General features: G+C 62.8%; 19 protein-coding genes. 14 read left to right on the top strand and 5 right to left on the bottom strand.

Annotated features, from left to right (window positions below):
• Positions 1-93 precede the first annotated feature (93 nt).
• From ACVW0Y_RS15305 to ACVW0Y_RS15295, 3 genes are all read right to left on the bottom strand, one after another.
• On the bottom strand, positions 94-714 hold the full coding sequence (locus ACVW0Y_RS15305; protein WP_457439165.1) for an NAD(P)H-dependent oxidoreductase: 621 nt from the start codon (positions 712-714) through the stop codon (positions 94-96).
• Positions 707-2,101 carry a class II fumarate hydratase gene (locus ACVW0Y_RS15300; protein ID WP_457439163.1) on the bottom strand — a complete coding sequence of 465 codons (1,395 nt, stop codon included), beginning with the start codon at positions 2,099-2,101 and terminating at the stop codon, positions 707-709. Before ACVW0Y_RS15300 ends, ACVW0Y_RS15305 begins: the two co-directional genes overlap by 8 nt.
• A 99-nt stretch (positions 2,102-2,200) precedes the next feature.
• Positions 2,201-3,214: a DUF2804 domain-containing protein gene (locus ACVW0Y_RS15295; RefSeq protein ID WP_457439161.1), complete on the bottom strand. Its 1,014-nt coding sequence runs from the start codon at positions 3,212-3,214 to the stop codon at positions 2,201-2,203.
• 331 nt (positions 3,215-3,545) lie between these two features.
• On the opposite strand from ACVW0Y_RS15295, the gene ACVW0Y_RS15290 reads away from it, so the two are divergent.
• The 5 genes from ACVW0Y_RS15290 to ACVW0Y_RS15270 all read left to right on the top strand — a co-directional run bounded on the left by ACVW0Y_RS15290 (position 3,546) and on the right by ACVW0Y_RS15270 (position 8,093).
• Positions 3,546-4,103 carry a DUF2059 domain-containing protein gene (locus ACVW0Y_RS15290; protein ID WP_457439159.1) on the top strand — a complete coding sequence of 186 codons (558 nt, stop codon included), beginning with the start codon at positions 3,546-3,548 and terminating at the stop codon, positions 4,101-4,103.
• 12 nt (positions 4,104-4,115) lie between these two features.
• Positions 4,116-4,409, top strand: a complete 294-nt coding sequence (locus ACVW0Y_RS15285; protein WP_457439157.1) for a BolA family protein — start codon at positions 4,116-4,118, stop codon at positions 4,407-4,409.
• A 283-nt stretch (positions 4,410-4,692) separates the two neighbouring features.
• Positions 4,693-5,631 carry an oxygen-dependent tRNA uridine(34) hydroxylase TrhO gene (gene trhO / locus ACVW0Y_RS15280; RefSeq protein ID WP_457439155.1) on the top strand — a complete coding sequence of 313 codons (939 nt, stop codon included), beginning with the start codon at positions 4,693-4,695 and terminating at the stop codon, positions 5,629-5,631.
• A gap of 55 nt (positions 5,632-5,686) precedes the next feature.
• Entirely contained in the window at positions 5,687-6,322 is a 636-nt protein-coding gene (locus ACVW0Y_RS15275; RefSeq protein WP_457439154.1) for a DsbA family protein, read from the top strand.
• Positions 6,315-8,093, top strand: a complete 1,779-nt coding sequence (locus tag ACVW0Y_RS15270) for an ABC transporter ATP-binding protein (RefSeq protein ID WP_457439153.1) — start codon at positions 6,315-6,317, stop codon at positions 8,091-8,093. The genes ACVW0Y_RS15275 and ACVW0Y_RS15270 overlap by 8 nt, the downstream gene beginning before the upstream one ends.
• 91 nt (positions 8,094-8,184) lie before the next feature.
• Here ACVW0Y_RS15270 and ACVW0Y_RS15265 read toward each other — a convergent pair whose 3' ends face one another.
• Both ACVW0Y_RS15265 and ACVW0Y_RS15260 read right to left on the bottom strand, forming a co-directional pair.
• Positions 8,185-9,057, bottom strand: coding sequence for a pseudouridine synthase (locus tag ACVW0Y_RS15265; protein WP_457439152.1), 873 nt, complete (start codon positions 9,055-9,057; stop codon positions 8,185-8,187).
• Positions 9,058-9,199: 142 nt separating this feature from the next.
• Positions 9,200-10,198 carry an AraC family transcriptional regulator gene (locus ACVW0Y_RS15260; RefSeq protein WP_457439151.1) on the bottom strand — a complete coding sequence of 333 codons (999 nt, stop codon included), beginning with the start codon at positions 10,196-10,198 and terminating at the stop codon, positions 9,200-9,202.
• Positions 10,199-10,553: 355 nt separating this feature from the next.
• On the opposite strand from ACVW0Y_RS15260, the gene ACVW0Y_RS15255 reads away from it, so the two are divergent.
• From ACVW0Y_RS15255 to ACVW0Y_RS15215, 9 genes are all read left to right on the top strand, one after another.
• Positions 10,554-11,858, top strand: coding sequence for a dicarboxylate/amino acid:cation symporter (locus tag ACVW0Y_RS15255; protein WP_457439150.1), 1,305 nt, complete (start codon positions 10,554-10,556; stop codon positions 11,856-11,858).
• A 177-nt stretch (positions 11,859-12,035) separates the two neighbouring features.
• On the top strand, positions 12,036-12,785 hold the full coding sequence (locus ACVW0Y_RS15250; protein WP_457439149.1) for a GntR family transcriptional regulator: 750 nt from the start codon (positions 12,036-12,038) through the stop codon (positions 12,783-12,785).
• Positions 12,782-14,518 carry a fumarate reductase/succinate dehydrogenase flavoprotein subunit gene (locus tag ACVW0Y_RS15245; RefSeq protein ID WP_457439148.1) on the top strand — a complete coding sequence of 579 codons (1,737 nt, stop codon included), beginning with the start codon at positions 12,782-12,784 and terminating at the stop codon, positions 14,516-14,518. Before ACVW0Y_RS15250 ends, ACVW0Y_RS15245 begins: the two co-directional genes overlap by 4 nt.
• 49 nt (positions 14,519-14,567) lie before the next feature.
• On the top strand, positions 14,568-14,813 hold the full coding sequence (locus tag ACVW0Y_RS15240; protein ID WP_108096737.1) for a 4Fe-4S dicluster domain-containing protein: 246 nt from the start codon (positions 14,568-14,570) through the stop codon (positions 14,811-14,813).
• A gap of 244 nt (positions 14,814-15,057) precedes the next feature.
• Complete coding sequence (locus ACVW0Y_RS15235; RefSeq protein ID WP_457439147.1) at positions 15,058-16,470, top strand: ABC transporter substrate-binding protein; 1,413 nt, start codon at positions 15,058-15,060, stop codon at positions 16,468-16,470.
• Between the two features lie 100 nt (positions 16,471-16,570).
• On the top strand, positions 16,571-17,350 hold the full coding sequence (locus tag ACVW0Y_RS15230; RefSeq protein ID WP_457439146.1) for an ABC transporter permease: 780 nt from the start codon (positions 16,571-16,573) through the stop codon (positions 17,348-17,350).
• Positions 17,350-18,204, top strand: a complete 855-nt coding sequence (locus tag ACVW0Y_RS15225) for an ABC transporter ATP-binding protein (RefSeq protein ID WP_457439145.1) — start codon at positions 17,350-17,352, stop codon at positions 18,202-18,204. Before ACVW0Y_RS15230 ends, ACVW0Y_RS15225 begins: the two co-directional genes overlap by 1 nt.
• Positions 18,201-19,178: a HEAT repeat domain-containing protein gene (locus ACVW0Y_RS15220; protein WP_457439144.1), complete on the top strand. Its 978-nt coding sequence runs from the start codon at positions 18,201-18,203 to the stop codon at positions 19,176-19,178. The genes ACVW0Y_RS15225 and ACVW0Y_RS15220 overlap by 4 nt, the downstream gene beginning before the upstream one ends.
• Positions 19,178-19,462: a DUF971 domain-containing protein gene (locus ACVW0Y_RS15215; protein WP_457439143.1), complete on the top strand. Its 285-nt coding sequence runs from the start codon at positions 19,178-19,180 to the stop codon at positions 19,460-19,462. Before ACVW0Y_RS15220 ends, ACVW0Y_RS15215 begins: the two co-directional genes overlap by 1 nt.
• Positions 19,463-19,466 lie beyond the last annotated feature (4 nt).

The following is a 19,466-nucleotide window of genomic DNA, read 5'->3' as shown; positions in this document are numbered from 1 at the left end:
AGGAGCGGCCGCTCCGGCGCTCCGGTCAGCCGCGATGCTCTTGATCTGAAGAAACATCGCGGCTAAAGCCGCTCCTAAAGCTTGGTGCTTGGCTCACACGCCTGCGCCGAGTGCCTCTGCCTTGCGCAACCACGCCTGGCGCTGGGTTTCGTTGGACGGGCGAATCGGTGAGAACTGCGCCAGTCGCCGCGTCTTGATCCCGCAGAAACCGAGGATGGTGCGGGTCATCTGCCGGTGCGCGGGGGCACCGTAGATCCAGCGGAAGTACCAGGCCGGGGTGTCCATGGTCACCAGCAGGTCGGCAGTGCGCCCGGTCAGCAGCTTGTCCCACAGTTGCGAGCGGTTGCGGTATTTGAAGGCGAAGCCGGGCAGAAAGGTGCGGTCGAAAAAGCCTTTGAGCAGCGCGGGAATGCCGCCCCACCAGACGGGGTAGACGAACACCAGATGCTCGGCCCAGTGGATCTGCCGTTGCGCTTCCAGCAGGTCGGCTTCCAGGGTCTGGCTCTGGTCGTAGCCGTCACGCAGGATCGGGTCGAACTGCAGTTCGCCCAGTTTCAATTGCCGCACCACATGGCCCTGGTTGCGAGCGCCGAGGGTGTAGGCCTCGGCCAGGGCGTTGCAAAAACTGCTGCCTTTAGGCGTGCCGAGGATCAGCAGAATACGTTTGCCGTCGCCTTCCAGTGGCGTCGCCCCGCTCTTCACCTCATCACTCATGGCTGCCGGCCTCGAGCATATGTTCCGGACGTACCCATTCGTCGAACTGCTCGTTGGTCAACAGCTGCAGTTCCAATGCGGCCTCGCGCAGGGTGGTGCCTTCGGCGTAGGCCTTCTTGGCGATTTTCGCCGCGTTGTCGTAGCCGATATGCGGGTTGAGGGCGGTCACCAGCATCAGCCCGCGCTCCAGATGTTCGCCCATCTTTTGCGCGTCCGGCTGCATGCCTTCCACGCAGTGCTTCTGGAAGTTGCGGCAGCCATCGGCGAGCAGGCGGATGGATTGCAGCAGGTTATGGATGATCACCGGCTTGAACACATTGAGCTGCAGATGGCCCTGGCTGGCGGCGAAGGTGATGGTGGTGTCGTTGCCCATCACCTGGCAGGCGAGCATCGACAGGGCTTCGCATTGGGTCGGGTTGACCTTGCCGGGCATGATCGAGCTGCCTGGCTCGTTGGCCGGCAGACGCACTTCGGCCAGCCCGGCGCGCGGGCCGGAGCCCAGCAGACGCAGGTCGTTGGCGATTTTCATCAGCGCCACGGCGAGGGTTTTCAGGGCCCCGGCCAGGGTCACCAGCGGCTCGTGGCCGGCCAGGGCGGCAAATTTGTTCGGTGCCGATACCAGCGGCAGACCGGATAGCGCCGTCAGTTCGGCGGCAATCGCTTCGGCAAAGCCGTGCGGCGAGTTGAGTCCGGTGCCGACGGCGGTGCCGCCCTGGGCCAGTTCACAGACGGCGGGAAGGGCGGCACGCAGGGCACGCTCGGCGTAGCCCAGCTGGGCGACGAAGGCCGACAGCTCCTGGCCGAAGGTTACTGGGGTGGCATCCATCATGTGCGTGCGGCCGGTTTTCACCAGGCTCATATGCCGCGCCGCCTGTTCGGCCAGGCCGCCAGACAGTTCGGCAATCGCCGGCAGCAGATCGTGCAGCACCGCCTGGGCGGTGGCGATATGCATGGCGGTGGGGAAGGCGTCGTTGGAGCTCTGCGCGCGGTTGACGTGATCGTTGGGGTGCACCGGCAGCTTGCCGCCGCGCCCCTTGCCGGCCAGCTCGTTGGCGCGCCCGGCAATCACCTCGTTGACGTTCATATTGCTTTGCGTGCCGCTGCCGGTTTGCCACACCACCAGGGGAAACTGGTCGTCGTGTTGGCCGGCGAGGACTTCGTCGGCGGCTTGTTCGATCAGGCGGGCGATTTCCGGTGGCAGGTCGCCGATGCGGTCATTGACCCGTGCGGCGGCTTTCTTGATCAGTGCCAGGGCATGCAGCACGGCCAGCGGCATACGTTCCTGGCCGATGGCGAAGTTGATCAGGGAGCGTTGTGTCTGCGCGCCCCAATAGGCCTGCTCAGGAACGTCGATGGCGCCGATGCTGTCGGTTTCGATGCGATTCATGCTTTCTCTCCGCGGACTGTTCCGGCAGTTTAGGCGTTGTGCCGGCGGGCTGGTTCCATCCGTGGCGGATAAATCGTTACCGCGCTTGGCGTGTGGCGATCACCAGCGGGCGTTGGTGGTGCCGAGCCAGCCGAGGGCACCATCGACCGGCACCCGCTCGCCCTTGGGGCCGCGCAGCACGCCGTCGAACTGGCCGAACCACTGGCGGGTTTCGGCGTAGAAGGGGCCAACCTGCGGGCGGGCGATATGCTGCTGGCGGGGGGTGAATACCAGCGTCAGGCGTTCATCTTCGCTATTGAGGTGCCAGGGCGCGGAGGGGTTTTGCGGGTTGCCGGTGATGCCCAGCGGGCTGGTCACATGCAGCAGCTCGCCGCCGAACCACAGGGCGTTTTCCGACAGCTCGCTGCCGTCGGTCCAGCCCGAGCCAAAGTTACCGGCGATGCCGCCAGGGGCGGCGAATGCCGCACGGGTCCAGTGGGTATGCAGGGGCCAGACACCGCGGCCAAAGTCCAGGGCGGCAAAGCTCTGCCCGGGCTGACAGCGGTAGTGGGTGTGGCCCAGCTGCACTTCGCCACTCACCGGCAGGCCAACATGCCGCGAGGTGGCGTGAAAGCCGCCTTGGGCAAAGGGCACCACCAGATTGACCGAGTCGAGGTGGGCAGGGCGTTGTACATCCAGAGAAACCTGCAGCGTCTGCCCGCCAATATCCGGCACGGTGGCCAACAGCCGTGCCCGGCCGGGCTGCTCATCGACGCGGATCTGCAGCCGTGGGTGCTGGAAATAGTGCCCTTGCAGCGGCGTATCCGGCAGCTGACAGCCACGGGCAAAAGGCCGTAACTGGGTGTGGGCGACGGCATGGCCGGTTTTCAGGTCGAGAAAGTAGACGGCGCCATATCCCAGGTAGTCGAGATCGGCGACGGTCAGCGACAGCATCCAGTCCGGGGTGGTGATGCACCAGTGGTTCCAGCGCTTGCGACGCCCATAGTTGCCGGGCATGGCGCAATGGATATGGGGGCGGCTGGACCAGCCAATCGCCGGTGCCAGCAATTGACCCTTGGCATCGCACAAAGGCTGCCAGGGATCAGTGGCGAAGGCGTTGCTGAGGTTGCTCATCGAACACGTCCGTGTGTTGCTGAATGGGGGCGGCGGGAGGGCGAGCGGCGCGCTAGACGGCTCGCGCTGGTTTTCTAGCGCTTGCCAAGCGGCACCGGGTGTCTGCCAAATTGTTGGCGCGAAGAATGCCCTTCCTGGGGGGCGCTCGGCAAGTGCTGGCAAATGGCTTGTGGACCAACGGGGAGCCTGCATAACGTGTAGGTATTTTCTTATATGCCTCGGTGGTGCAACCCCGTGGGTTGAGCCGGGTCCAAGCAACGCGCAGAATGCCCAGCCTCCGGGATTCGCCTTTACCTGTAGATTTCATCCTTACCCATACCAAGGAAATACCATGACCCCGATTCGTACCCTTTTCGCTGCTGCCTTTATGATCTGCCTCAGCGGCCAGGTCTTCGCCGACGCCGCCAGCCACGCTGCCAACGCCGAAACCTTCCTGAAACTGGCCCACGCTGACAAACTCACCGCCCCGATCTACGCCCAAGTCGATCAACTCTTCGCACAACGCTTCGCCCAGACCCAAGCCCCGGAATCGAAAAAAGCCAAACTGGAAACCTACCAGGCCAAAGCCAAGGCTTCCCTGGACAAAGCAGTGGGCTGGGACAAACTCAAACCAGAGATGGTCAAGCTCTACACCTCCAGCTTCAGCGAACAGGAACTCAAAGACCTGATCGCCTTCTACCAGTCGCCACTGGGCAAGAAAGTCCAGGAAACCATGCCTCGCGTTACCGCTGAATCGGCACAGATGGCCCAGGGCAAACTGGAAGCCGCGGTACCTGAAGTCAACAATCTGCTGGCTGACATGACCAAAGAACTGGCCCCGGCCGATGCCAAAGGTGACGGCAAAGCTGCCGCCCCAGCCGCAGCCCCAGCCCCAGCCAAAAAGCCGTAATCGGAGCCTTCCATGAGCATGCGTGAACGCATTCAAACTACCCTGACGGCCCTTGCGCCCGAGTTCATCGATGTGCAGGACGAAAGCCACATGCACAGCCGTGGTCTGGAAACGCACTTCAAGGCCGTGGTAGTGACACCGGCATTCGCCGGCCTCAATGCGGTCAAACGCCATCAGAAGGTCTACGCCACTTTGGGTGACCTGATGGGGCAAATGCATGCCCTGGCCCTGCACACCTACACCCCGGAAGAGTGGGCTGCCACCGGAGCCGCCCCGGCCTCGCCGACCTGTGCAGGTGGGCATTAAGCCGCTGCCCTAGCTCCCGGAACCAGAAGCCGCCGCTTGAGTGATCAAGCGGCGGCTTTTTTGTTTCCGGTGTAGGGCGAATATGGCCGCAGGTCATATCCGCCATTGCGATCGTTGCGGCGGATATGCGCCTTACGTACGTGAGCATTAAAAGCGAGGACGCAACGCAGCATGGCCGACGACCAGAAGATCGCATAAAATGCGCGCCGCGCCAGCCGGCGCCATTTTCTACAAAGCACCCCGGTCCGCCCTTTGCGAGGGCGACCACCTGGAGAACTACCCCATGACACAATCCATCGTCGTGGCGGCGCTGTATAAGTTCGTCACCCTGACCGACTACGAAGCGCTGCGCGAACCGTTGTTGCAAGCCATGCTCGACAACGGCATCAAAGGCACCCTGCTGATCGCCCTCGAGGGTATCAACGGCACTGTTTCCGGTAGCCGTCAGGGCATCGACGGCCTGTTGGCCTGGCTCAAGCGCGATGCGCGTTTCGTTGATATCGACCACAAAGAATCGTTCTGCGATGAGCAGCCGTTCTACCGCACCAAGGTCAAGCTGAAGAAAGAGATCGTCACCCTCGGCGTTGCCGGCGTGGACCCCAATCTGCAGGTGGGCACCTATGTCGAGCCGCAGGATTGGAATGCGCTGATCTCCGACCCCGAAGTGCTGCTGATCGACACCCGCAACGACTACGAAGTGGCCATCGGCACCTTCGAAGGCGCGCAAGACCCGAAAACCAAAAGCTTCCGCGACTTCCCCGAGTACATCAAAGCCAACTTCGATCCGGCCAAGCACAAGAAAGTGGCGATGTTCTGCACCGGCGGCATCCGCTGCGAGAAAGCCTCGAGCTTTATGCTCGGCCAGGGTTTCGACGAGGTGTTCCACCTCAAGGGCGGCATTCTCAAGTACCTGGAAGAAGTGCCGCAGGAACAAACCCTGTGGAAGGGCGATTGCTTTGTCTTCGACAACCGCGTCACCGTGCGCCACGACCTCAGCGAAGGCGAGTACGACCAGTGCCACGCGTGCCGCATTCCGATTTCCATTGCTGACCGTGAGTCGCCGCACTATGTCGCCGGCGTCAGCTGCCCGCATTGCTGGGACAGCCTCAGCGAGAAAACCCGTGCCGGCGCGCGCGAGCGGCAAAAGCAGATCGAACTGGCCAAAGCCCGTAACCAACCCCATCCTTTGGGTTACAACGCCCGGGACAAAGGCCGCGATTGAGCTCGCCGCCCAAGCCTTTGCCATTTCCCGCTGTCCCGGCCACTGGAGCCTAAGCATGCAAGCGCGTCTGATCTATGTGATGGACCCGATGTGTTCCTGGTGCTGGGGCTTCGCTCCGGTATTCGATGCTCTGGCGCAACAGGCCCAGGCGGCCGGTGTCAGCAGCCATCTGGTGGCCGGCGGTTTGCGTGCCGGTACGGTTGCCGCGCTGGAGCCGACCACCAAGCGTTATATCCTCGAACACTGGCACTCGGTGCAGGACAGCACCGGCCAGCCGTTTACCTTCGAGGGGGCGCTGGCGGATGGTTTTGTCTACGACACCGAGCCCGCCTGCCGTGCCCTGGTGGCTGCGCGCCGGCTGGATGCCGACAGCGCCTGGCCGTTGGTAAAGCTGATTCAGCAGGCGTTTTATGTCGAGGGTCGCGACGTGACCCAGGCCGGTGTGCTGGTGGAGTTGGCCGAACGGGCCGGGCTGCCGCGCATCGAGTTTGCTGCTGCCTTCGACAGTGCTGCCGATCTGGCCGCCACCGCCGCCGATTTCGCGTGGGCACAGAACCTCGGCATTGCCGGTTTCCCCACCGTGCTGGCCGAGCACAATGGCCAGCTGGCCTTGCTCACCAATGGCTACCAACCCCTGGAACAACTTTCGCCGCTGCTGGCGCGCTGGCTGGAGCACAGCGCCCATGCTTGATCGCCTGAGCTGGGAAGAAATCCGCCGCCTGGCCCTGCGCCACAAGAAATCGCTGATCCTCGCCAATCTGGTGGCCGTCCTGGCCACCCTGTGCAGCGTGCCGATTCCCTTGCTGCTGCCGTTGCTGGTGGACGAAGTGCTGCTCAAGCAGGGCGATGCCGCGCTCAAGGTGATGGACAACTTCCTGCCCGCCGCTTGGCAGAGCGCTGTCGGCTATATCGGCCTGATGGTGGCGCTGACCCTGCTGCTGCGTGGTTCGGCCCTGGTCTTCAATGTGCTGCAGGCGCGGCTGTTTGCGCGGTTGTCGAAAGATATCGTGTACCGCATACGGGTGCGTCTGATCGAGCGCCTCAAGCGTATTTCCCTCGGCGAATACGAAAGCCTGGGCAGCGGCACCGTGACCACCCACCTGGTCACCGACCTCGACACCCTGGACAAATTCGTCGGCGAAACCCTCAGCCGCTTTCTGGTGGCCATGCTCACCCTGACCGGCACCGCCGGCATTCTGCTGTGGATGCATTGGAAGCTGGCGCTGCTGATTCTGCTGTTCAATCCGGTGGTGGTGTACGCCACGGTGCAGCTCGGCAAGCGGGTTAAAAACCTCAAGAAACTGGAAAACGACAGCACCTCGCGCTTTACCCAGGCGCTGACCGAAACCCTGGACGCCATTCAGGAAGTGCGCGCTGGCAACCGCCAGGGCTTTTTCCTTGGCCGCCTGGGCCTGCGTGCTCAGGAAGTGCGTGACTACGCCGTGGCTTCGCAATGGAAAAGCGATGCCTCCAGCCGTGCCAGTGGCCTGCTGTTCCAGTTCGGTATCGATATCTTCCGCGCCGCGGCCATGCTTACCGTGCTGTTCTCCGACCTGTCGATCGGCCAGATGCTCGCGGTGTTCAGCTACCTGTGGTTTATGATCGGCCCGGTCGAGCAGCTGCTGAACCTGCAATACGCCTACTACGCCGCCGGCGGTGCGCTGACCCGTATCAACCAGTTACTGGCCCGCGCCGATGAGCCGCAATACGCCGGTGGTGCCAACCCGTTCGTGGGGCAGCCGACCGTGGGCGTCGAAGTGCGTGGGTTGAGCTTTGCCTACAACGACGAGCCGGTGCTCGATGGCCTCGACCTGGTGATTGCGCCGGGTGAGAAGGTCGCCATTGTCGGTGCCAGCGGCGGCGGCAAAAGCACCCTGGTGCAACTGCTGCTGGGGCTGTACACCGCCCAGAGCGGGAGCATCCGCTATGGCGGTAAGAGCCTGGAAGAGATCGGTCTGGAAACTGTGCGTGAACACGTGGCAGTGGTGCTGCAACACCCGGCGCTATTTAACGACAGCGTGCGCGCCAACCTGACCATGGGCCGCGAACGCAGTGACGAAGCCTGCTGGCGCGCCCTGGAAATCGCCCAATTGGCGCACACCATTCAGGCCTTGCCAAAGGGCCTGGACAGCATCGTCGGCCGCTCCGGCGTACGTCTGTCCGGCGGTCAGCGCCAGCGTCTGGCGATAGCGCGAATGGTGCTGGCCGAACCGAGCGTGGTGATCCTCGACGAAGCCACCTCAGCCCTGGATGCCGCCACTGAATACGCATTGCACCAGGCCCTTGGCCAATTCCTGCAAGGCCGCACCACGTTGATCATTGCCCATCGTCTATCTGCGGTTAAACAGGCGGACCGGGTGCTGGTATTTGACGGCGGCAAGATTGCCGAAGACGGCGGGCATCAGGAGTTGATTGCCGAGGGTGGGTTGTATGCCAAGCTTTACGGGCATCTTCAGCACTAGTCGTTTCCAGGTCTGGCCAATCGCGGCTGAAGCCGCTCCTACAATATCGTGCGATCCGTAGGAGCGGCTTCAGCCGCGATGCTTTTAAGCCTTACCAATCCAGCTTCAATTGACTATGAAACTCGCGCTCAACCCCACTCAGCGGGTCGATAAAGCGCAGGCGTTGCGCCAGCAGCTTCAGCGGTTTGCTGTAGTCATCCACCGCGTCTTTTTCCAACTGTGGGTAAAACGGGTCATTGCAGATTCCCGCGCCCAGCGCGGCCAGGTGCAGGCGCAGCTGGTGCTTTTTGCCGGTCACCGGGTACAGCCCATAACGCCATAACTCGCCATTACGTTCGCGCACCTCCATCAGCGTCTCGCTGTTGGGCGTGCCTTCGCCTTCCTTCATCAAAAAGAACGGCTCGCCGGCCACCATGCGGCTCTTGTGCAGATGGGGGAACTGCACCTGGGGCAGCGCTGGGGCGATGGCTTCGTAGGTTTTGTGCATGGTCCGCTCGGCAAACATGCGCTGGTAGGCGGCGCGGGTGTGCGGCTGTACGGAGAACAACACCAGGCCGGCGGTCAGGCGGTCGATGCGGTGCAGCGGCACCAGGTCATGGCTGCCAAAGCGTTTGCTCAGGCGCGCCAGCAGGGTTTGTTCGACGTACTCGCCGGCCGGGGTCACGGACAGAAAATGCGGCTTGTCGGCGACTATCAAGTGCTCGTCGGCGTACAGCACGCTTTCCTCGAAGGGCACCGGGGTCTCGTTCGGCACTTCACGGAAATAGTGAATGCGCAGGCCTTGTTTGTACGGGTGCTCGGGGCCGACGGGGTGTTCGTGTTGATCCAGCACCTTGCCGCTCGCCATGCGCTCCAGCCAGGTATCGCGGCTGATGGCCGAGAAGTGCGCGCACAGGCAATCCAACACCGTGGGCCAGGGGCCGGCGGGGAGGTAGAGGGTGCTGCGGCGGGTGGGGAGGGGCATGGGCTGGGGACCGGGAAAAGAGGCGGGGATTTTAACCGGGTTTGGTTTGGGTTTGTCGTTCCAGGGATCGCGGCTGAAGCCGTTCCTACCTGGAATACCGGTCTGTAGGAGCGGCTTTAGCCGCGATCCCTGGAAACGAAGATCAGTTTTCCTGAGCGCGATACGCACCTGGCGTCAGCCCGGTCCACTTCTTGAACGCGCGGTGAAAGGCGGAAGGTTCGGAGAACCCCAACTGCTCGGCAATATCCTGAATCGCCAGGTTATCCCGCCCCAGATGGTAGATCGCCAGATCCCGGCGCAAGTGGTCTTTGAGTTCCTGAAAGCTCGAGCCTTCTTCACGCAAATGCCGGCGCAGGGTTTGCGGGCTGAGGTGCAGTTGCTGGGCCACGGCTTCGAGGTCCGGCCAATCGGCGCAATCGCGGCCGAGCAGGCGGCGGATCTGGCTGATCAGGCTGTCGCCGCCGTCCGGACGGGCCAGCAGGTCGGCGGGGGAGTGTTGGAGAAAATGCTTGAGGGTGCGTTCGTCTTGCAGCAGTGGCATGGCCAGGTAGCGCGCCTGGAACAGCAGGCTGGTGCTATCCGCATTAAAGCGTCGCGGGTTGGGAAACAGCAGGTCGTATTCGCCGCTGTGCTCCGGCTCGGCGTGGCGGAAGGTGGCTTCCTGCAGGCGGATGCGTTGGCCAATCAGCCAGCTGGCCAGGCGATGCCAGATCACCAGCAGGCTCTCCACCAGAAAGTGATCGGGGTCCAGCAGGTTGCTGTCATCCACCGTCAGCCGCGCCCAGTCGCCTTCGCGGCTCAGGCTGATCTTCGGCGCTTCCTCGAACAGGCTGTAGAACAGGGTGCCGCGGATCAGGGCCTTTTCCAGGGTGTGGCAGTGGATCAGGGCGTAACACATCATCGCGAAGGTGCCGGGCTTGCTGCGCCCGCGGCCAAAGCCCATGTACTCGTCGGCGAGTTGTTCCCAGAGCAGCTGCATCAATCGGGCGAACTGTTCGGGGGCCACCCGGGCGCGGGGTTCGTCGAGCAGCGCCGGCTGGATATTCACCTCACGCAGCAAGGCCGAACAATCGACGCCCTGGCGTTCGGCACCACGCAACGCGGCGCGGACGAAATGGCTGGCGATGGTGCGTTCACGCATGGGCTGGGCTCGGCAGGGAAGGGCGGGTCGATGGTAAGCAGGCACCGCGCCGGGAACAACCATCGCGGCCAAGGCTATGCTTTTTAGTGGGTGCCTGGGGGATATCCGCCAGTGGTTGGCGGAAAGCCGCCAATTTCACCCCGATATTGCGCGGGTTTTGTAGGCAAGGCCCTGTATTTAAAGGGCTTTAGCGAGTTTTCACAGGATGGCATGACCTCTGCAATAGGCGACGCAGGCCTGCACGCACACACCAGCAGGCTAGGCCAACAACAAAAATCCCTCCGGCTCAGGAGGGTTAGCGCACAGGCAGCGCGCGCATCCGGAATGATGCCGTGCGGTCGTTGAGGAACATGCCATGACCCGCAAACCGTTCTATAAGGTTCTTTATGTTCAAGTGCTGGTAGCGATTGCTATCGGTGTATTGCTTGGGCATTTCTACCCAGACACTGCTGTTGCCCTCAAGCCGCTCGGCGACGGGTTCGTCAAACTGATCAAAATGATCATCGCCCCCATCATTTTCTGCACCGTGGTCACCGGTATCGCCGGTATGCAAAGCATGAAGGCGGTCGGCAAGACCGGCGGCTACGCGCTGCTCTACTTCGAAATCGTGTCCACCATCGCCCTGCTGATCGGCTTGTTCGTGGTCAATATCGTGCAGCCAGGTGCCGGCATGCATATCGACCCGGCTTCCCTGGATACCTCGGGTATCGCCGCTTACGCCGATGCCGGCGCCAAGCAGAGCACCATCGAGTTCATCATGAACGTGATTCCGGCCACCGTGGTCGGTGCGTTTGCCGGTGGCGACATTCTGCAAGTGCTGTTCTTCTCGGTACTGTTCGGCTACGCCCTGCACCGCGCTGGCGACTACGGTCGCCCGGTGTTCGAGTTTATCGAGCGCATCTCCCAGGTGTTCTTCGGCATCATCGGCGTGATCATGAAAGTCGCTCCGTTGGGTGCTCTGGGTGCCATGGCCTTCACCATCGGTAAATACGGTGTCGGTTCGCTGGTGCAACTGGGTTACCTGATGGCCTGCTTCTACATCACCTGCCTGTTGTTCGTGCTGGTGGTGCTCGGTGGTATCGCCCGTTTCCACGGTTTCAGCATCCTCAAGTTCGTGCGCTATATCCGTGAAGAACTGCTGATTGTGCTGGGTACGTCGTCTTCCGAAACCGCGCTGCCGCGCATGATCGACAAGATGCAGAAACTCGGTGTGAACAAGTCGGTGGTCGGTCTGGTCATCCCGACTGGCTACTCGTTCAACCTCGACGGTACCTCCATCTACCTGACCATGGCCGCGGTGTTCATTGCCCAGGCAACCGACACGCACATGGACATCTCCCATCAGATCGCCCTGATCCTGGTGCTGCTGATCGCCTCCAAAGGCGCAGCAGGCGTGACTGGCAGCGGCTTTATCGTGCTGGCAGCCACGCTGTCTGCCGTTGGCCACCTGCCGGTTGCCGGCCTGGCGCTGATTCTGGGTATCGACCGCTTTATGTCCGAAGCCCGCGCCCTGACCAACCTGGTGGGTAACGGCGTGGCCACCATCGTGGTCGGCAAATGGTGTGGTCAGCTGGACAACGAAACGCTGCAGCGTGAGTTGAACCAGGGTGCCACCGCAGATGTAGTCGTAGAAGGCGAGAACAAACCCGCCCACGGTTAAAAATCTGCGTACCGTTTTACTGCCCCTTCACGAGAGGGGCGGCTCCTTACAGCCCGCTTAATGCGGGCTTTTTTTTGCCCATATGCTTATGCAATAAAAATTCTTGGCGGACGGCGCTTATGCTCGTATCTTCTCGTCACAACTTGTTATAACAAGTAGAAATTGACGAGAGCTGTCATGGCCGAATTGATCCCGCTGTCCCCCGTTCCGCTCTACACCCAACTCAAGGACGTGCTGCGCGCCCGCATCCTCGATGGCACTTACCCGGCATTGACCCGCATGCCCTCGGAAAGCGAGCTGGGCACTGCCTTTGCGGTCAGCCGCATCACCGTGCGCCAGGCGCTGGGTGATTTGCAGAAGGAAGGGCTGATTTTCAAGATTCATGGCAAGGGCACCTTCGTGGCCAAGCCCAAGGCCTTCCAGAACGTCAGCACCTTGCAGGGCCTGGCCGAGTCGATGACGCAGATGGGCTACGAAGTGCTCAACCGCCTCACCAGCGTCAAGCACCTGCCAGCTTCACCGCGGGTGGCCGAGCGTTTGCAGCTGGAGGAGGGCGCGCCGGTTACCGAGATCAAGCGCGTGCGCCTGGTCAACCGCGAGCCGATTTCCCTGGAGGTCACCTATGTGCCGGAGCACCTGGGGCTGCGCCTGGAAAAGGCTGATCTGGTGACCCGCGACATCTTTCTGATTCTGGAAAACGACTGCGGCATCGCCTTGGGCCATGCCGACCTGGCCATCGACGCGATTCTTGCCGACGCCGATCTGACCCGCGCCCTGCACGTACAAGAGGGCGCGCCGATTATGCGTATCGAGCGCCTAACCCACGACGCCGACGGCACCCCGCTGGATTTCGAATACCTCTACTACCGCGGCGATGCCTTCCAGTACCGCCTGCGCAGTGACCGTCACAAGGGGCACCACGTATGAGCCAGTACCCAACCATCGACCGTGAGTACGACATCGTCATCATCGGCGGCGGCACGGCCGGGCCCATGGCGGCGATCAAGGCAAAAGAGCGCAACAAGAACCTGCGCGTGTTGCTGTTGGACAAGGCCAACGTCAAACGCAGCGGCGCCATCAGCATGGGCATGGACGGCCTGAACAACGCGATCATTCCCGGCCACGCCACGCCCGAGCAGTACACCAAGGAAATCACCGTGGCCAACGACGGCATCGTCAACCAGGCCGCGGTGTACGCCTATGCCACCCACAGTTTCGAAACCATCGAACAGCTGGATCGCTGGGGGGTGAAGTTCGAGAAGGATGAAACCGGCGACTACGCGGTGAAAAAGGTCCACCACATGGGTGCCTACGTGCTGCCGATGCCCGAAGGCCACGACATCAAGAAGGTGCTGTACCGCCAGCTCAAACGTGCACGGGTGGAAATCACCAACCGGGTGATCGCCACCCGTTTGCTCACCGACGCCGAGGGTACGGTGAATGGCGTGATGGGCTTTGACAGCCGCACCGCCGACTTCCATGTAATCAAAGCCAAGGCGGTGATCCTCTGCTGCGGCGCGGCGGGACGCCTGGGTTTGCCGGCCTCCGGTTACCTGATGGGTACCTACGAGAACCCGACCAATGCTGGTGATGGCTATGCCATGGCCTACCACGCCGGTGCCGAGCTGGCGAACCTCGAGTGCTTTCAGATCAACCCGCTGATCAAGGACTACAACGGTCCGGCCTGCGCCTATGTCACCGGTCCCCTGGGCGGCTACACCGCCAACAACAAGGGCGAGCGCTTTATCGAGTGCGACTACTGGAGCGGGCAGATGATGTGGGAGTTCCACCAGGAGCTGGAAAGCGGCAACGGCCCGGTGTTCCTCAAGCTCGATCACCTGGCCGAGGAAACCATCCAGAACATCGAAGAAATCCTGCACAGCAACGAGCGCCCCAGCCGCGGGCAGTTCCACGCCAACCGCGGCACTGACTACCGCCAAAGCATGGTGGAGATGCATATCTCCGAGATCGGCTTCTGCTCCGGGCATAGCGCGTCTGGCGTGTGGGTCAACGAGAAAGCCGAGACCTCGGTGAAAGGCCTGTATTCGGCCGGGGACATGGCCGCCGTGCCGCACAACTACATGCTCGGGGCCTTTACCTACGGCTGGTTCGCCGGCACCAACTCGGCGGACTACGTGGCCGAGCGTGAATTCACCGAGCTCGATGCCGGGCAGATCGAACGCGAGCGCGCCCGTGTTTATGCGCCGCTGCTGCGCGAGCACGGCCTGCCGCCGGCGCAGGTGGAATACAAGCTGCGCCGTTTCGTGAATGACTACCTGCAGCCGCCGAAAGTGACCAAGAAAATGCAACTGGGCCTGGACCGCTTTGCCGCCATCGAGCACGACCTCGATCAGCTCAAAGCCAACAACGCCCACGAACTGATGCGCGCCCTGGAAGTCAGCGTGATTCGCGACTGCGCCGAAATGGCCGCGCGTGCCTCGCTGTTCCGCACCGAAAGCCGCTGGGGGCTGTACCACCACCGCGTCGACTACCCGCTGCGCAACGACGCCGAGTGGTTCTTCCACTGCCACCTGCACAAAGGCGCCGATGGCCGTATGACCAGCTTCAAAAAGGCGGTGGAGCCGTACCTGATCGCCCTCGATGACGAAGAACAGCAGGCCTACAACCGCCTGCGGGTAAAGGCCGAAGCGGCCGCTTGATTTTCAGTAGCGAAAACGAGAGAGCCAGAGGCTCCGAGGACACCGTGTCATGGCCTATCAGCCCCAGGAAATCTTCTTCCGCAGCAATGCGCCGGTGACCATCGACGAAGACAAATGCATCGCCGAAAAGGGCTGCACCGTCTGCGTCGAGGTCTGCCCCATGGACCTGCTGGCCATCAACCCGGCCACCCAGAAGGCCTATATGGCCTTCGACGAATGCTGGTACTGCATGCCCTGCGAAAAGGACTGCCCGACGGGGGCGGTGAAGGTTGAGATTCCGTATCTGCTGCGCTAAGTCGCTAACTTAATACGTAGAAACACAGGTCGTCCCGGCGAAGGCTGGGACCCAGAATCTTCAGCGTTACGCAAAGCGATGCAAGACGCGAGATTCTGGATTCCTGCCTGCGCAGGAATGACGGTGGATTAAAAAAAACGCCATCCGCAAACCACGGACGCCTTGCCTGCAACACCCCTCGTTTCCCACCACCAGAACCGTGGCGGAGACGATTCAAATAACCATGATTCGAGGGGCACCACCCATGCACTTGCGTAGCAAACTCGCCGGCCTCGCGCTGGCCGTCGGCCTGGCGTCAACCCAGGCATCCGCCGACACCATCCGCATCGCCATCGGCACCCAGGACACCACCATCAACTGCGCCACCGGTGGCCTGTTGATCCGTGAACTGGGCTTGCTGGACAAGTACCTGCCCCACGACGGCAAGTACAAGGACGCCAAGTACCAGGTCGAGTGGAAAAACTTCACCAGCGGCGCGCCGCTGACCAATGAGATGGTCGCCGGCAAGCTGGATTTCGGTGCCATGGCCGACTTCCCTGGCTCCTTTAACGGCGTGGCGTTCCGTGATGCCGGCAAGCAGAGCCTGTTTATCAGCGTGCTGTCGGGCAGCACCAGCGGTAGCGGCAACGGCATTGTGGTGCCGGCTTCGTCTGCGGTGCAGTCGCTGGCGCAGTTGAAGGGCAAGACCATCTCGGTACCGTTCGCCTCCACCGCCCACGGCATGCTGCTGCGCGCTGTCGCTGCGCAAGGTTGGGACCCGGAGAAGGACGTGAAGATCATCGCCCAGGCCCCGGAGATCGCCGGTTCGGCGCTGCGCAGCAACCGCATCGAAGCCCACGCCGACTTCGTGCCGTTCGCCGAGCTGTTCCCCAACCGCGGCTTCGCTCGCAAGATCTACGACGGCTCACAAGCCAACGCACCGACCTTCCACGGTGCCCTGGTGGCTGGCGACTATGCCAAGCAGTACCCGGAAATCGTCACCGCCTACCTGCGCGCCAGCCTTGAAGCGGACCAACTGATCGCCGCTGAACCGGAAAAATACAGCGAGCTGATCGAGAAGGTCACCGGCGTCGAAGCCGAGGTCAATTACCTGTTCCACGGCCCACTGGGCCTGCAAACCCGCGACCTGACCTGGAAGCCCGAGTACCGCAAAGCCGTGGCCACCGCCATCGACACCCTCAAGCTGCTGAAGAAGACTGACAAGGGCCTGGACGTCGAACAATTCGTTGACGACCAGTACATCCGCGCAGCCTTCCAACAGTCCGGTCTGGACTACGACAAGGCCCTGGCCAACTACGCGCCGGCATCGCTCAAGGCCAACGACGCGATCACCGGCAAACCGATCACCGACTTCAAGCGCCTGGCGCAGATCTGGGTGCGCGGCGAAGACAAAGTGCGCCACTACAGCTCGCCGGAAGAGGCGCTGAAAGCCCTGGCGGACCTGGAAAAAGAAGGCAAGGACATCCGCGCCATCTACGCCCAGGCGGCCGACAGCGGGATCAAGTTGCTGGCGAGCCAGGCGTGGTTTGTGCGTAACGGCAAGGGTGAGGTCAGCGCGTTCCTGCTCAAGGACCAGGCTGAACAGTTCGCCCAGCAGCATGGTGGTACAACGCTGGATTTCGTTAGCGTTAACCAGCAGGCAGTTGTAGGGCTTTAACTAATCTGGGCCCCAGCCTGCGCTGGGGCGACGGAGTTCTTGCCCCAAACCTCCGTTATCCCTGCGCAGGCAGGGATCCAGAGTCATGCAGGAGTACGCGATGCCCCGTTCCACTTTCTTGCGCTGGCCCCTGCGCCTGACCTCGCTCGCCCTCTGCCTGCTGTTCTGGCAGGTGGCCGCCAGCCAGCGTCTGGACTTCGGCCTGCTGACCTTTACTTACGTGCCGACTCCAAGCGCGGTAGCCCAGGCTGCCGTCGCGTTGATGGAAAGCAGCAAGCTCTGGGCGCACCTGTCCAGCAGCCTGCTGCGGGTGTTCGCCGGTTACCTCGCAGCGGCGCTGTTCGGTGTCGTGCTGGGCGTCGCTATCGGCCGCTGGAAGTGGGCTGAAGACACGCTGTTGCCGCCACTGGAAGTGCTGCGGCCGATTCCGGCGGTGGCCTGGATTCCCCTGGCGATTCTGATGTTTCCCTCGTCCGAGCTGTCGATGGTGTTTATCACCTTCACCGGCGCGCTGTTTCCGGTGTTGCTTAACACCGTGCACGGCGTGGAAGGCGTCGACCCACGGCTGATCGCTTCAGCGCGCAGCCTCGGTGCCGGGCGTTGGGCGATTCTGCGCGAAGTGGTGTTGCCTGGCGCAGCGCCGAGCATCGTCACCGGTCTGGCCATTGGCATGGGCACCTCGTGGTTTTGCCTGGTGACCGCGGAGATGATCTCCGGCCAGTTCGGCATCGGTTATTACACCTGGGAGTCGTACACCATTCAGAACTACCCGGACATTATCGTCGGCATGCTGTTGATCGGCGTGCTGGGTATGGGCAGCAGCGCCCTGGTCAAACACCTGGGCGGCCTGCTGACGCCTTGGTACCGGGGGAGAGGTTGATGACCAGCCATGAGAGTTTTCTGTCGGCCGGGCGTATCGAGGTGGAGCGCCTGACCATACGCCTGGGCGAGGGCGCGCAGGCGTTCGAAGCCGTGCAGGCGCTGGACTTCAGCATTGCCGCCGGTGAATTTGTGTGCATTCTCGGCCCGTCGGGCTGCGGCAAATCGACCTTGCTGGGTGCCCTGGCCGGTCATCTGCAACCCAGTGCCGGTGTGCTGCGGGTGGATGGCGAGGTGGTCGCCGGGCCATCGCCGGCGCGCGGCATGGTGTTTCAGCACCACACCCTGCTGCCCTGGCGCAGCGTGCTCGACAACGTCGCCTTCGGCCTGAAGATGCAGGGCCTTAACAAGCTCGCCCGGCGTCAGCAGGCGCGTGAATTTCTCGGCCTGGTCGGCCTGCAGGATTTCGCCGCCCGCTGGCCCAACCAGCTTTCCGGCGGCATGCAGCAGCGCGCGGAAATCGCCCGGGTGCTGATCAACCGTCCGCGCCTGCTGCTGATGGACGAACCCTTCGGTGCCCTCGACGCGCAAACCCGTGGGCGCATGCAGGAGTTGCTGCTGGACATCTGGGGGCGCATCCGCACCACGGTGGTGTTTGTCACTCACGATATCGATGAGGCGCTGTTTCTCGCCGACCGCATTCTGGTGATGAGCCCGCGCCCGGGGCGTTTTATCGAAGACCTGCGCCTGGACTTTCCCCGCCCACGCCGCGCCGAGCTGCTGACCAGCCCGGCCTTTACCCACCTTAAACGCCACTGCCTGGAACTGCTGCGCCACGAAGAAGGGCGCGAGTTGCCACGCCTGACCCCGCTGGGTTTGCCCAGCGATCACCCGCCATTGCGAATAGCCCTATGACCGACCTGACGACTGACCTTTCTACAGAAAATGCCGAGATTCTCGACCTGCAGCCACGCCTGGACAGTTCCGATGCCGGCGTGCGGCGCATTGCCCTGATCGACCTGGCCGATCTGGAAGACCCGGACGGCTTGCCCTGGCTGATCCGCGCCCTGGCCGACGACCCGGCCGCCGAGGTGCGCAGTGAAGCCGCACGCTTGCTGGAAGCCTGGGAGGAGGCCGAGGTGGTCAGCGCCCTGTGCGCCGCCCTGGCCGATGCCGATGAAGCGGTGCGCGGTGCGGCGGCGCAGAGTCTGAGTGAACTGAAAAGCCTTGAGGCTGGCCGCGTGGTCTTGCCTTGGGCTGTCCATGCCGATGCCTTTGTACGGGCCAGCGCCTTGCGCGCCCTGCGTGAGCTGCGCTTACCGGAAAGCGCACCAGCAGCCGTGCTCGCCTTGAACGACAGCGATGCCTTTGTCCGTCGCGAGGCGGTGGGTATTTTGGGTTGGCTCAAGCAGCACAGCGCCTTGCCCGACCTGGCACGCCTGGCCAGCGCCGACCCCGACGCCGAGGTGCGCCGCGCCGCCACCGGGGCGCTGGGGCTGGCCAGCGATGCCAGCGTGCTGCCGGCGTTGCAGACGGCGCTGGCCGACCGCGCCTGGCAGGTGCGTGAAGAAGCGGCCACCACCTTGGGCAAGGTCGGCCTCAGCGAGGCCGGGCCGATGCTGATCACCGCGTTGCAGGACGACTACTGGCAAGTGCGTCTGCGCGCTGCCCGGGCGCTAGGCAAGCTGCGCTTTGCCGGCGCCCTGGCGGCCTTGATCGAGGTGCTCGGCCACGCCATCAGCAACCTGCGCAAAGAGGCGGCCCTGGCCCTTGGCGAACTGGCGAGCCGCGAGGCGTTGCCGGCCCTGCAAGCGGCAGAGCAGGACAGCGACCCGGAAGTGCGTAAAGCCGTGCGGATCGCCATCGCGCAACTGCAGGCATTGAACTGATGGACGCGCCACTGGCTTTGCGCAATCGCCGCCAGGAGAGGCAGTTGCAGATCGAATGGGCGACGGGCGCCAGCGTCGAACTCAGCCATGCCCGTCTGCGCGCTGCCTGCCCGTGCTCGCAGTGCCGCGCGGCGCGGTTGGGCGGGCGTATTGCGCTGGTTGACGAGCAGGTGCAACTGACCGCCATCCATGCCCAGGGCTACGGTGTGCAACTGGTGTTCAGCGATGGCCATGAGCGCGGGATTTATCCCTGGGCCTATCTGCAAGAGCTGAGCGTTGCGTAGGGCA

Source organism: Pseudomonas sp. TE3786, assembly GCF_054057335.1.
Note: the sequence above shows the minus strand (reverse complement) of the source record. Positions and strands in the feature narration are given on the sequence as shown.